At 63.2% G+C, this 12,346-nt stretch carries 13 protein-coding genes; all 13 read right to left on the bottom strand.

What is annotated here, in order from left to right:
- Window positions 1-23: 23 nt before the first annotated feature.
- The 13 genes from ACZ7GB_RS12720 to fba all read right to left on the bottom strand — a co-directional run bounded on the left by ACZ7GB_RS12720 (window position 24) and on the right by fba (window position 12,310).
- Window positions 24-464, bottom strand: a complete 441-nt coding sequence (locus ACZ7GB_RS12720) for a protein tyrosine phosphatase family protein (protein WP_083076851.1) — start codon at window positions 462-464, stop codon at window positions 24-26.
- A gap of 67 nt (window positions 465-531) precedes the next feature.
- On the bottom strand, window positions 532-1,395 hold the full coding sequence (locus ACZ7GB_RS12715; protein WP_472159102.1) for an MBL fold metallo-hydrolase: 864 nt from the start codon (window positions 1,393-1,395) through the stop codon (window positions 532-534).
- Window positions 1,396-1,443: 48 nt separating this feature from the next.
- Entirely contained in the window at window positions 1,444-2,145 is a 702-nt protein-coding gene (locus ACZ7GB_RS12710) for an HAD family hydrolase (RefSeq protein ID WP_472158967.1), read from the bottom strand.
- On the bottom strand, window positions 2,139-2,801 hold the full coding sequence (locus ACZ7GB_RS12705; protein ID WP_078520689.1) for a phosphoglycolate phosphatase: 663 nt from the start codon (window positions 2,799-2,801) through the stop codon (window positions 2,139-2,141). The genes ACZ7GB_RS12710 and ACZ7GB_RS12705 overlap by 7 nt, the downstream gene beginning before the upstream one ends.
- Window positions 2,798-3,352 carry a thioredoxin family protein gene (locus ACZ7GB_RS12700; RefSeq protein WP_472158965.1) on the bottom strand — a complete coding sequence of 185 codons (555 nt, stop codon included), beginning with the start codon at window positions 3,350-3,352 and terminating at the stop codon, window positions 2,798-2,800. Before ACZ7GB_RS12700 ends, ACZ7GB_RS12705 begins: the two co-directional genes overlap by 4 nt.
- 8 nt (window positions 3,353-3,360) lie before the next feature.
- Window positions 3,361-4,317, bottom strand: a complete 957-nt coding sequence (locus ACZ7GB_RS12695; RefSeq protein ID WP_472158964.1) for an MBL fold metallo-hydrolase — start codon at window positions 4,315-4,317, stop codon at window positions 3,361-3,363.
- A 2-nt stretch (window positions 4,318-4,319) separates the two neighbouring features.
- Complete coding sequence (locus ACZ7GB_RS12690; RefSeq protein ID WP_472158962.1) at window positions 4,320-5,228, bottom strand: MBL fold metallo-hydrolase; 909 nt, start codon at window positions 5,226-5,228, stop codon at window positions 4,320-4,322.
- A 112-nt stretch (window positions 5,229-5,340) separates the two neighbouring features.
- Window positions 5,341-6,042 carry a ribulose-phosphate 3-epimerase gene (gene rpe, locus ACZ7GB_RS12685; protein ID WP_472158961.1) on the bottom strand — a complete coding sequence of 234 codons (702 nt, stop codon included), beginning with the start codon at window positions 6,040-6,042 and terminating at the stop codon, window positions 5,341-5,343.
- 15 nt (window positions 6,043-6,057) lie between these two features.
- A complete protein-coding gene (locus ACZ7GB_RS12680) occupies window positions 6,058-8,385 on the bottom strand; it encodes a nitric oxide reductase activation protein NorD (RefSeq protein ID WP_472158959.1) in 2,328 nt (775 codons plus the stop codon).
- Between the two features lie 12 nt (window positions 8,386-8,397).
- A complete protein-coding gene (locus ACZ7GB_RS12675) occupies window positions 8,398-9,234 on the bottom strand; it encodes a CbbQ/NirQ/NorQ/GpvN family protein (RefSeq protein ID WP_134332541.1) in 837 nt (278 codons plus the stop codon).
- An 84-nt stretch (window positions 9,235-9,318) separates the two neighbouring features.
- Window positions 9,319-9,684, bottom strand: coding sequence for a ribulose bisphosphate carboxylase small subunit (locus tag ACZ7GB_RS12670; protein WP_078520682.1), 366 nt, complete (start codon window positions 9,682-9,684; stop codon window positions 9,319-9,321).
- 41 nt (window positions 9,685-9,725) lie between these two features.
- Window positions 9,726-11,159: a form I ribulose bisphosphate carboxylase large subunit gene (locus tag ACZ7GB_RS12665; protein ID WP_078540934.1), complete on the bottom strand. Its 1,434-nt coding sequence runs from the start codon at window positions 11,157-11,159 to the stop codon at window positions 9,726-9,728.
- 71 nt (window positions 11,160-11,230) lie between these two features.
- Entirely contained in the window at window positions 11,231-12,310 is a 1,080-nt protein-coding gene (gene fba / locus ACZ7GB_RS12660) for a class II fructose-bisphosphate aldolase (RefSeq protein WP_078540936.1), read from the bottom strand.
- Window positions 12,311-12,346: the final 36 nt, after the last annotated feature.

Genomic DNA, 12,346 nt, shown 5'->3' with positions numbered 1-12,346 from the left:
TCGGTCTTCGGATTAGGCGCGGATCAGGCCTGATCGCGGCGGCTGGCGTAATACTGCATCACCGGCACCAGCGAGGAATGGTCATAGCCCGCCTCGGCCGCCGTGGCGACGATCTTGTCGATCTCCATTTCGCCCGCTTGGCTCACCCCCCACAGATGCGACGAGCGCGTGCCCGAGCGGCAATAGCCCAAGGCGGGCTTCTCCGCGGCATCCATGATCGTCGCGAAATCGTCGACCAGTTCCAGGCTCAGTTCGCCGGGATAATAGGGAAGGTAATAGGGGGTGAGGCCATGCGACTGGCACAGCGCCGCGATTGCGTCCGAGCGTTGATCCGCATCCTCGATCTCTTCGTCGGGGCGATTGATGATCAGCGTGCGAAAGCCCATTTCCGCGAGCTTCGGCACGTCCTCGGGCTCGATCTGCGGGGCGACGGAAAACTCGTCGGTAAGTTTGCGCAGTTCCATAATCTGTCCTGTTATCCTGCCTTTAGATGGAGACGGGCGGGTCATGCCCGCCCGCTCGCTTATGGTCTCAGAGGCCGTTCACCGGAACCTTGAGATAGGTCTTGCCCTCGTCATCGGCGGGCGGCATCTGGCCCGCGCGCATGTTCACCTGCAGCGAGGGGATGATCAGCTTCGGCATCGCGAGCGTCGCGTCGCGCTCGGTCCGCATCTTGACGAACTCGGCCTCGGACTTGCCGCCGCCGATATGGATGTTGCGGGCCTTTTCCTCGGCGACGTTGGTTTCCCACGCGTATTCGTCGCGGCCCGGCGCTTTGTAGTCGTGGCCCACGAAGATGCGGGTTTCGTCGGGTAGCGTGAGGATCTTCTGGATCGAGGAATAGAGCGTTTCTGCCGACCCCCCGGGGAAGTCGCAGCGCGCGGTGCCGAAATCGGGCATGAAGAGCGTATCGCCCACGAAGGCCGCATCGCCGACTACGTAGGTGAGGCAGGCGGGCGTGTGGCCCGGCGTGTGCAGAACGCGGCCTTCCAGCGCGCCCACGGTGAACGTGTCGCCTTCCTTGAAGAGCTTGTCGAACTGCGAGCCGTCGCGCTGGAATTCGGTGCCTTCGTTGAAGATCTTGCCGAACGTGTCCTGCACGACCTGAATGCGGTCGCCGATACCGATCTTGCCGCCGACGCGCTCCTGGATATAGGGCGCGGCGGAGAGGTGGTCGGCATGGACGTGGCTCTCGAGGATCCATTCCACCTCAAGACCGTTTTCCTGCACATAGGCGATGACCTCGTCGGCGGATTTGGTATCCGTCCGGCCCGAGGAGTAGTCGAAATCGAGCACGCTATCGACGACGGCGCAGGATTTGCTGCCCGGATCTTTCACCACGTAAGAGACGGTGAAAGTCGCGGTGTCGAAAAACGCTTTGACGTCAGGTTTGATCATGGCGGCCTCCGTTAACCTGCCCAGCAGATAGTGCCGGGGATAATCTTATGAAATTGCGGCACTCTGTCCCAGCCCTTCCGTGATCTCGGGCGGTAAGGGATGCGAGAGGTCGGGAAGAACCCACTCCGCGGTCGAAAAATCGCCCCCGTCGGTATAGGCCGAAGGAGTTATCAGTACGCGCAGCCCGGCTCCTTGCGCCGATTGTAGACCCATTTCGCTATCCTCGAAAGCGATGCAGGCCTCGGGCGGCAGATGCAACCGGTTCAGCGCCAGCTCGAACACGTCCGGCGCGGGTTTCTTGGTCTCCACCTCGTCTCCGGCGGCAATCGCGTCGAACAGGTGATCGGGATCGGCGCCCAGCGTCGCGCGGATCAGCGCGTCGACATTGGGCCGGTTGGTGGTCGTGGCGATGGCGAGCTTCATCCCGGCGGCACGGGCATTGGCGATCAGCCGCGCGACACCGGGGCGCAGCGGCACCTCGCCGCCGGTGATGATCTCGACATAACGCCGGGTCTTGATCTTGTGCAGATCGGCGATCTCTTCATCAGAGGGGCCGAAACCCATGACCTCGCGGTGGCGCGCCATGCGCTCCTTGCCGCCGGTGGTCTTCAGAAGTTCGCGGTACGTTTCCTGCGACCAGTTCCAGTCGACACCGCGTGCCGCGAAGGTCTCGTTGAAGGCGCGGCGATGCGCTTCTTCGGTCTCGGCCAAAGTGCCGTCGACGTCGAAGATCAGCGCGCTCACCATTTCCAGCCCTCCACCAGACCGGGCAGCATCGCCCAATCCGAGAAGGCCACGTCATGGGGCACTTCGGTCAGCGGCGTCTTGCGATAGCCCTCGGAATAGATCGCGAAGGGCGCCTGCGCGTTCACTGCCGTCTCCGCATCGACCTCGCTATCGCCGACATAGATCATCGCGCCGCCGCCAAGCGCCTGATGGCAATGGTGCAGCATCTGCGGCTCGGGTTTGCGGGTGGGCATGGAATCCCCGCCGAGCGTCAACTCGAAATACTCCCAGAGACCGACATGGCGCAAAGCGGCCTCTGCGGGCGCGAAGGGCTTGTTGGTGCACACCGCCATCCGGCAGCCCATCTCCTTGAGCGTGTCGAGCGCGGCGATCACGTTGGGATAGGGCACGTTGCCCTCCACGTCCGTCTCGTAGCGCGCGATCAGGGCATGCTCCACCCGGGCGAAAAGCGGCCCGTCCGGATCTTCGCCCGAAGTGATCAGCAACTGGCGCACGAGGTTGGGCACGCCCTTGCCGACGAAGCTGCGGATCATCGGTAGCGAGAGCGGTTCGAAGCCCATCTCGGTCAGCACGGCATTCGAGACGGCATGGATCGCGGGCACGGAATCGATCAGCGTCCCGTCGAGGTCGAAGATGACGGAGGGGGCGTCGCTCATGCGGCTTTCCACTTGATCGAGCAGCCCATCGATGGGATCTGGTCGCGCGGGCCTTCGCCGGTTTCCACGACCATCATCATGCCCTCGTACAGCTCGCGCTTGGCATCTGCCGAAGCGGCCTGCTTGGTCGAGGCATCGAGACGCCCGCGGTATTGCAGTTCGTCCTCGGCGTTGAAGCCGAAGAAATCGGGGGTGCAGGCGGCGCCGTAAGCCTTCGCGACCGCCTGGCTTTCGTCATAGAGATAGGGGAAGGGGAAGCCCTTCTCCTCGGCCAGTTTGGCCATGTTCTCGAAACTGTCCTCAGGGTAGTCGTCGACATCGTTGGCCGAGATCGCCACGACCCCGATCCCCGCTTTCTGCAACTGCGCCGCATCGCGCAGGATGCGGTCGAGGATCGACTGGACATAGGGGCAATGGTTGCAGATGAACATCACGAGCGTCCCCTTGGGGCCACGGATGTCATCGAAGCTGTATTGCTTGCCATCGGTGCCGGGCAGGGTGAAGCCCGGAGCCTTCCAGCCGAAATCGCAGACGGGGGGTGTGACAGCCATGAGGCCTCCTATTCGAATTCCATTTCCTCGTAGACGACGCCCGCGTTCTTCGTCGCCAGCTCCTCGAACGTGTCGAGGTTTTTGTAGGGGCTTTGATCCACGTAGTAGGCCTCGGCCAGATCGCCACCATTGTCGATATGCTCACCGATCTTGCCGCGCAGGTATTTCAGATAACCCGTCGTGCCGCGCGTGACCTTGTCGAGATTGGTCGGGTGGCCGTGGCCGGGGATGATGAAGGCGGGCTCCAGCGGTGCGAATTTGGTCTCGAAGGTCTCGATCCAGCAGCTCGTGCAGGTGCCCGAGAAGATCGGCGGCATTCGTTCAGAGAAGGCGATATCGCCCGCGATCATGAACTTCTGTTCGGGCAGCCAGACCTGCGTGTCGCCGGGGCTATGCGCGGGGCCGAGATGCATCACTTCGATGGTCATGTCGCCCATCTCGATGACGCGTTTGTCCTCAAAGGTCTCGGTGGGCAGCTTCGGATCGGTGCCCTCGGCGGTCTCCTTGCCGTAGCTCTTCAGCGCCTCGAAAGCGCCGCCTGCGTCATGCTCGAACTCGGCCGCCGCATCGACATGGGCGAGCACCGGCACACCCTGTTCGATCCAGTAATTATTGCCGAGCATCGCATGGCCCTGACCGTTCTCGTTGATCACCAGTTTCACCGGCTGATCGGTCACCGCCTTGATCTCGTCATGCAGTGCCTTGGCGAGTTGATAGGACGCGCCGGAATTCACCACGACTACGCCATCGCCGGTGACGATGAAGCTGAGATTGTTGTTATGGCCCGAATTCTCATAGGTCGGCGGCGCGGTGGCCCCGATCGAAGTCCAGACGCCGGGGATCACTTCATAGGGCTTCGAATAGAGCACGGAGCCGGGATACATGTCCGGCACGTCCTCCGAGGCGAGCGCGGGGCTCACATGAAGAAGTGCCGCCAAGGCGCTGGTCAGGATAATTTTTTTCACGTTCACACCTCCGCGACGTAGCGATAGGCGTCGCCGTCGCGCTCGACCCGACCCAGACCGCCTTCGGGCAGGTGATAGCCGATGATCGGCAGCTTATCGGTCGCAAGCTGATCGAGCAGCGCCATGCGCGTCTTTGCGCCCAGCTCCGGGTTCTGATCCGAGCCCGCCTCCATGCCCGGCGCCGCGAAGGCGAGGTAGTGGTTCACGATCGCATCGCCGATGATGAAGGCCTGCGTGTTGCCGTTCTTGATGTGGAAGGACATGTGACCGGGCGTATGGCCGGGGGTCATCTGCGCCATGATGCCGGGCAGGATTTCCTCGCCATCGCCGAAAGTGTCGATCTGATCTTCAAGGATTTCGAGGCGGCGCAGCGCGCCTGCCGCGAAGGTCTTGCGACCGTCGTCGATCGTGTCGAGCGTCTCGGGATTCAGCCAATATTCGAACTCGTCCTTGCCCATCATGTGCTGGGCGTTGGCGAAGAACGGCTCGTCGAAATCGTCGAGCACACCCCAGAGGTGATCCGGGTGGCCATGGGTGAAGACGACATGGGTCACGTCATCGGGCGCGACTTCGAGCGCAACCATCGCTTCCATCAGCTTGCCGGCCGAGGGCATGAAGTCATTGCCCGAGCCCACGTCGAACAGCACCGTGTTGGTCCCGTCGCGATAGAGCGTGACGTTGCAGGGCGGTTCGACCGAGTCTCCGGTGATGCCGTAGCTCTCGAGGATCGGCTTGGCGTCGGGATTGTCGCTCACGAAGCCGATCGGCAGGACGAGATTGCCATCGGACAGCGTGTCGAGCCGGGCCGACCCCATTTCGAGGGTCTGAGCGGCGAAGCTGAGCCGGGGAAGGGCGGTCATGGCGCCCATCGCCAGCCCTCCGCGCAGAATGGTGCGTCGCGTGAAAGTCATGCCAGTCCTCCCTTACTGGTATTCAATTCCACGAATATGAACGAGAGGTGGCGGCAGGGCAAGCGATCAGATCACAAGAATGCGACCGCGCCGCCCTGCGCCGATCCGGCCGTCATTGCGCCGCTTTGAGAGCGCCCTGAGCCGCTTCGCGGATCGCGCGCATATTCGCGCCATAGACCTCGGGTTTGTCGACCGAACCGCCCTTGAAGACGGCCGAGCCCGCGACGAAGCAATCCGCACCGGCCTCGACCAGCGGGCCGACCGTGGTCGGATCGACCCCGCCATCCACCTGAATGTGGATGTCCCGATCGCCAATCATTTCGCGCACTTGGCGGACCTTGTTGACGCTACCGGGGATGAATTTCTGACCGCCGAAGCCGGGGTTCACGCTCATCACGAGAACCATATCGACGAGGTCGAGCAGTTCCGAGATCACGTTGGCTGGCGTGCCGGGGTTCAGCGAGATGCCGCATTTCACGCCCTGCGCCTTGATCGCCTGCAGCGTGCGGTGCGGGTGCGGACCGGCCTCCCAATGCGCGACGATCATATCGGCGCCCGCTTCGGCATAGGCCTCGATGTAAGGGTCGACCGGCGCGATCATCAGGTGGACGTCCATGAAGGTTTTCACATGCGGGCGGAACGCTTTCACGGCGGGCGGGCCGAAGGTGAGGTTCGGCACGAAATGCCCGTCCATCACGTCGATATGGACCCAATCGGCCCCCTGATCTTCGATGGCGCGGATCTCGGCGCCGAAATTGGCGAAATCGGCCGACAGGATCGAGGGCGCGATCTTGATGGAACGGTCAAAGCTCATGGGGTCCTCCGGGGATCATTTCGTCAGTTGCGCGAACAGGGTCGGCAGTTTCTCGGGCAGGCGCTCGACCTGATCGATCACGGTGAAGTTGTTGGCTCCGAAGATGCGCGACACATAGGCGTCGGCCTCGGGGTCCAGCGTCAGACAATAGCTGTTAATGCCGATCTGCTGGAGTTCCGCAACCGCCTTCTTGGCATCCATGCGCAGATATTGCGGGTCGCGCTCGTCGATATCGGCGGGTTCGCCATCGGTGACTATCAGCAACAGCTTATGCGCCTCGGGACGCAGGCTCAGGTGATGGGCGGCATGGCGCATCGCGGCGCCCATCCGGGTCGAGAGCCCGCCGTTCATGCCCGCGAGGCGGCCTTTGACCTCGGAATCGAGCTTCTGCTCGAAATCCTTGAAACGCTGATATTGCACGTCGTGGCGACCGTCCGAGGAAAAGCCGTGGATCGCGAACGGGTCGCCGATCCCTTCGATCGCCGAGGCCACCAGCGCCGAGGCCTCGCGCGTCAGCTCCAGCACGGTCTTGTCCGAGCCGCGCACGGTCTCGTTCGTGCTTTCCGACAGGTCGAGCAGGATGCAGACCGCCAGATCGCGCCGGTTGATGACGTTGCGCATGGTGATCCGCATGTCGGGCTGCATTCCGATCCGCTGCATCACCATCGCATCGACGGCGGCATTGATATCCAGCTCGTCGCCATCCTCCAGCCGCCGCTGGCGCGAGATGCCTTGCGGGCGCAGCCGGTCCACGATCTGCTTGATCCGGTGCCGGATGCCGCGATGTGCGGTCAGGATCGTGTCGATCTCGTCCGGGTCGCCCATCGGCGGGCGGTGTTCGTACACGGTGGACCAGGAGGGGCGCATCAGCTGCACCTTGTAATCCCACTCGCCGTAATGGAACGGGTCGGAGATCGGGGCCTTGCCCTCCATCTCGTTATAGCTGACGCCCTCATCCTCGTAGGGGAACAGCTCTGACGACAGCACCCAGACCTCCTGCGCATCGTCACCTGCGGTCTCGACATCGACCTCGTTGACGAATTCCATCAGGCCCACGCGCTTACGCACCTGACCTTGCGCGGGCTGGTAGGCGTTCTGGTTCGACCAGTCGTAATCCGAGAGCGACCAGATGAAGCGGTTGTCGTCGCGATACGGAATTTTCAGGGATTCGAGAATGCGCAGGGACGGCACCGCGCGGCGCTGCGCGAGCAGGTTGAACAGCTCGACCCCCAGCGACCACGAGAACATCGTCTCGCGCGCATTGCCCGCGATCTCGCCGTGGAAGGTCTCGACGAGATTGTCGATCTCCAGATCGCCAGTGCGGGTGCCGGGCGTGTTGAGCGCGCGGGCGACTTTTTCCAGCAGATACATCGTCTCGTGTTCGTACTGCCCTTGCGGCGTGTCCGGCATCAGCCGGTCGAACATCGCGCGCAGCCCCGGAAAGGCCTGCGTCGCGCAATATTCGACGCGGGCATCCTCGATCATCCCGATCAGGAAAATCTGCGCGGGGTTCAGCGCTTCCTGCCCCAGCCCGTGATCGGAATAGACGATATGGGCCGCCATATGGGCGCACATCGCGCGGTAGAGATCGAGGCCGGAGGCGCCGTTGATCCCGTCCACCGCATCGGGCAGATGCAGCGCGCCGTCCTCAATGAAGGGGCGGAACCCCTCGAAGTCGGCGGCAGAGGGACGCAGGAAGAAATCGCGGGCCCAGAAGGCGCGGAGGTAGAAGTTCAACCGGCGCTGGCTATCGATGAAGAGCGTGCCGCGGCGTTCCTGTTTGAGCACCGCGCGGCTGTCCTCGCTCACCAGCCCGAAGTAATCCGCCTGCTTGGGCAGGTCGCGGCGATAGGCCTCGGCGCCGAAATCCACCCAGCGGCGCAGGCCCGAGAGGGTGAGTTTGCTCAGGAGTTCCTCGAGCACGCCGAACATCGGACGCAGGCCCCGCGGCGCTCGGGCCGCCAGCCGGTGCAACAGCGCCAGATAGCCGCGCAGTAGTTCCGGGTCACCGAAGCGGTTGGCGGCGCCGGGCAGCGTGTCGAGCATCAACACCAAAATCTCGCCCGAGACCATCGACGCCAGCTTCAGCACCGCGCCCACGACATCGCGGATCACGTCCTCGCCGCATTCCTTGGCGACCTGCGGCATCTCGTCGAGATAGGAGGTCAGCAGGCGCGGCCCCTTGCCGAGCGAGGTCATCGCCTTTGCGCCGTCCATGTAATCTTTCAGGCCGGCGGGCGACATCATCCGCGCCGCCTCGTGGAAGAGCCCGTCGAGGGTCTCCTCCAGCTCCGGCGCGGATTTGATCAGATCGGCGGCGTAATCGTCGAGATCGACCTTCATCGGACGCGCTCCTTACGCCACCTTCGAACTGTCGGTGATCTCGGGGAAGAAGGTCTGGACGGCCGCCTGCAACGTGTCGCGCATATCCGCGTCGTCGGTCAGCGGCTCCACCAGCGCCATCTGGCAGGCGGCGGGCGCGGGAATGTTTTGCGAGATCAGCTGGCCTGCATAGACCAGGAGGCGCGTCGACATGCCCTCATCGAGCCCGTGGCCCTTGAGGTTGCGCGAGCGTTCGGCCACCTGCACGAGTTTCTCGGCGGTCTTCAGGTCGATCCCGGCCTCGTGGCTGACGATCTCGGCCTCCGTCGCGGCCTGCGGGTAGTCGAAAGACATCGCGCCGAAGCGCTGCTTGGTCGATTGCTTGAGATCCTTCATCATCGACTGGTAGCCGGGGTTATACGAGATCACGACCTGAAAATCGGGATGGGCGTCGACCAGCTCGCCCTTCTTTTCCAGCGGGAGCTGGCGGCGGTGGTCGGTCAGCGGGTGGATCACGACGGTGGTGTCCTGACGGGCCTCGACGACCTCGTCGAGATAGCAGATCGCGCCGATCCGCGCGGCCACGGTCAGCGGGCCGTCTTGCCACTTGGTGCCGTTGATATCCAAGAGGAACCGCCCGATCAGGTCGGAGGCGGTCATGTCCTCGTTGCAGGCCACGGTGATCAGCGGGCGCTGCAGCTTCCACGCCATATATTCGACGAAACGCGACTTGCCGCAGCCCGTGGGGCCCTTGAGCATCACCGGCATCCGCACGTCATACGCGGCGGCATATTGCTCGATCTCGTTGCCGACGGGCCGGTAATAAGGCTCGGTCTTCACACGGAACTGGTCTGGGTCGATATCGCTCATGGGTGGCTCTCCGTCGCGCTGGAAAATCCGGAAAAATGGGGCAGGGCGGGCCGCCGCGATCGGCAGCCCGCCCCTCGTGTCAGATCAGGCAGAGGCCGACATGTCGGCGCGGTGCACCACCATCGAGGTGCCCTGCGTCTGCTTGAAGTTGTCGTAGCCGACGAGGCGGACGTGGTTGCCCGGGTTCGCCTTCTTGCACATCTCGATCTCGCGGAAGATCGCGTCGACATCGGTTTCCCCGAACATCGGCAGCTTCCACATATACCAGAAGTTCGACCGCATATTCTCGGGCTCGGTATGCTCGATGGCCGGGTTCCAGCCCTTCGAGACGATGTACTCCACCTGCTTGCGCAGCTCGTCGTCGTTGAGCTGGGGCAGATAGGAGAAGGTGCCCATCTTGCGGCTGTTCGGGTCCGAGATACGCGAGCCGTAATCTTGCATTTCACTCATGGTGTCAGTCCTTTCTCAGGCGTTGGTGGGAGGGGCGCGCCTTAGCGGTGCGCCACGTCCAGCTTGTCCACGGTGTCGAACTCGAACTTGATCTCTTTCCACGTCTCCATGGCGATCTTGAGTTCGGGCGAGTGCTTGGCGGCCGAGGTCATGATGTCTTTCGACTCCTTTTCGAGATCGCGGCCCTCGTTGCGTGCCTTGACGCAGGCCTCGACCGCGACGCGGTTTGCCGCTGCGCCGGCTGCGTTGCCCCAGGGGTGGCCCAGCGTGCCGCCGCCGAACTGAAGGCAGCTGTCATCGCCGAAGATGTTGACCAGCGCGGGCATGTGCCACACGTGGATGCCGCCCGAGGCCACCGGGAGCACGCCCGGCATCTGGCCCCAGTCCTGATCGAAGAAGATGCCGCGCGAGCGGTCTTCCTTGACGTATTTGTCGCGCATCAGGTCGATCCAGCCGAGCGTCGCTTCGCGGTCGCCTTCGAGCTTGCCGACGACGGTGCCCGAGTGCAGGTGGTCGCCGCCAAGAAGGCGCAGCATCTTCGCGAGAACGCGGAAGTTGATGCCGTGCTTGGGGTGACGGTCGATCACGCCATGCATCGCACGGTGCACGTGCAGCAGCATGCCGTTATCGCGGCACCAGCGGCTCAGCGAGGCCTGCGCCGCCCAGCCCATCGTCAGGTAGTCCGACATGATGATCGGCGAGCCGATCTCCTTGGCGAACTCGGCGCGCTTATACATTTCTTCGATGTTCGGCGCGGTGACGTTCAGGTAGTGGCCCTTGCGCTCGCCGGTCTCGCGCTCGGCTTTCTCGATCGCTTCCTGACAGAACTCGAAACGGTCGCGCCAGCGCATGAAGGGCTGCGAGTTGATGTTCTCGTCATCCTTGGTGAAGTCGAGACCGCCCCGCAGCGCCTCATAGACCGCCCGGCCGTAGTTCTTCGCCGAGAGACCCAGCTTCGGCTTGATCGTGCAGCCGAGGAAGGGGCGACCGTATTTGTCGAGCTTGTCGCGCTCGACCTGAATGCCGTGGGGCGGGCCGTCGCAGGTGGTCACGAACCACAGCGGGAAGCGCACATCTTCCAGACGCAGCGCACGGACGGCCTTGAAGCCGAACACGTTGCCCACGAGCGAGGTGAAGACGTTGACGACCGAGCCCTCTTCGAACAGGCCCATCGGGTAGGCGATGAAAGCGTAGTAGCTCTCGTCGTCGCCCGGTACGTCCTCGATCGCATAGGCGCGACCCTTGTAGTAGTCGAGATCGGTCAGCAGGTCGGTCCAGACGGTGGTCCAGGTGCCGGTCGAGGATTCCGCGGCGACAGCGGCTGCGGCTTCCTCACGCGGGACGCCGGCCTGCGGCGTGATCTTGAAGACGGCGAGCACGTCGCTGTCCTTCGGCGTGTAGTTCGGCTCCCAGTAGGTTTCACGGTACTCTTTGACGCCGGCGCTGTATTTACCGGGATTTGCGTGCTGGTTCATCGGGGTCTCCTTGTCTCCCTAAATCCGATATCTGCGGCCCCGGGCGCTCGACTGCCGGGATCGCGGTTGTGTCAGGCGGCTTTTGCAGCCGAAATCACCGGGTCGAGCGATCCGTCGGCATAGCGCTTGGCCATGTCGTCGAGGTCGATCACCTTGATCTTGCTGGCATTCCCGGCAGTGCCGAAGCGCTGGAAGCGGTCGAGGCAGAGCTTCTCCATCTCTTCCATCGCGGGGATCATGAATTTGCGCGGGTCGAACTCGGTCGGCTTGTCTTGCGCGACCTTGCGGAACTGAGCCGTCAGCGCCATCCGGTTGTCGGTGTCGATGTTCACCTTGCGCACGCCCGACTTGATGCCGCGCTCGATCTCTTCGACCGGGACGCCGTAGGTCTGGGGCATCTCGCCGCCGGACTCGTTGATCAGGTCCTGCAGATATTGCGGCACGCTGGACGAGCCGTGCATCACGAGGTGAACATTCGGAATCTTCGCGTGGATCTTCTCGATCTGGCTGATCGCGAGGATGTCGCCCGTGGGCTTGCGCGAGAACTTGTAGGCGCCGTGGCTGGTGCCGCAGGCGATCGCCAGCGCATCGACCTTGGTCAGCTTGACGAAATCGAGCGCCTCGTCGGGATCGGTCAGCAGCTGGTCATGGCTGAGTTTGCCAACCGCGCCCGAGCCGTCTTCCTCCGCCGCTTCGCCTGTCTCGAGGTTGCCGAGCACGCCCAGCTCGCCCTCGACCGAAGCGCCGACCCAATGAGCCATGTCGGCCACGCGCTTGGTGATCGCGACATTGTAGTCCCAATCGGCGGGGGTCTTCATGTCTTCCTTCAGCGAACCGTCCATCATGACGGAGGTGAAGCCGTGGCGGATCGCGGTGAGGCAGGTGGCCTCGTTATTGCCGTGGTCCTGATGCATGCACAGCGGGATATCGGGATACATCTCCGACAGCGCCTGGATCATGTGGCGCAGCATGATGTCGCCGGCATAACTCCGCGCGCCGCGCGAGGCCTGCATGATGACGGGGGCGTCGCATTTCGCCGCCGCCTTCATGATGGCGATACCCTGTTCCATGTTGTTGATGTTGAACGCCGGCACGCCGTAGCCGTATTCCGCGGCGTGATCGAGCAGTTGTCTGAGCGTAATCAATGCCATATCAGGTGTTCCTTACGTTGTGGGCCAAACGGTTCG

The sequence above is a fragment of the Thioclava sp. PTB-PU3-1 genome (assembly GCF_055666785.1).
This window is presented reverse-complemented; position numbering and strand designations above follow the sequence as displayed.

What these genes read in the sequence shown, in the direction of transcription:
- ACZ7GB_RS12720 (WP_083076851.1), bottom strand. Translation starts at nt 464, where the DNA reads ATGGAACTGCGCAAACTTACCGACGAGTTTTCCGTCGCCCCGCAGATC.
- ACZ7GB_RS12710 (WP_472158967.1), bottom strand. Translation starts at nt 2,145, where the DNA reads ATGGTGAGCGCGCTGATCTTCGACGTCGACGGCACTTTGGCCGAGACC.
- ACZ7GB_RS12705 (WP_078520689.1), bottom strand. Translation starts at nt 2,801, where the DNA reads ATGAGCGACGCCCCCTCCGTCATCTTCGACCTCGACGGGACGCTGATC.
- ACZ7GB_RS12700 (WP_472158965.1), bottom strand. Translation starts at nt 3,352, where the DNA reads ATGGCTGTCACACCCCCCGTCTGCGATTTCGGCTGGAAGGCTCCGGGC.
- ACZ7GB_RS12690 (WP_472158962.1), bottom strand. Translation starts at nt 5,228, where the DNA reads ATGACTTTCACGCGACGCACCATTCTGCGCGGAGGGCTGGCGATGGGC.
- rpe (WP_472158961.1), bottom strand. Translation starts at nt 6,042, where the DNA reads ATGAGCTTTGACCGTTCCATCAAGATCGCGCCCTCGATCCTGTCGGCC.
- ACZ7GB_RS12680 (WP_472158959.1), bottom strand. Translation starts at nt 8,385, where the DNA reads ATGAAGGTCGATCTCGACGATTACGCCGCCGATCTGATCAAATCCGCG.
- ACZ7GB_RS12675 (WP_134332541.1), bottom strand. Translation starts at nt 9,234, where the DNA reads ATGAGCGATATCGACCCAGACCAGTTCCGTGTGAAGACCGAGCCTTAT.
- ACZ7GB_RS12670 (WP_078520682.1), bottom strand. Translation starts at nt 9,684, where the DNA reads ATGAGTGAAATGCAAGATTACGGCTCGCGTATCTCGGACCCGAACAGC.
- ACZ7GB_RS12665 (WP_078540934.1), bottom strand. Translation starts at nt 11,159, where the DNA reads ATGAACCAGCACGCAAATCCCGGTAAATACAGCGCCGGCGTCAAAGAG.
- fba (WP_078540936.1), bottom strand. Translation starts at nt 12,310, where the DNA reads ATGGCATTGATTACGCTCAGACAACTGCTCGATCACGCCGCGGAATAC.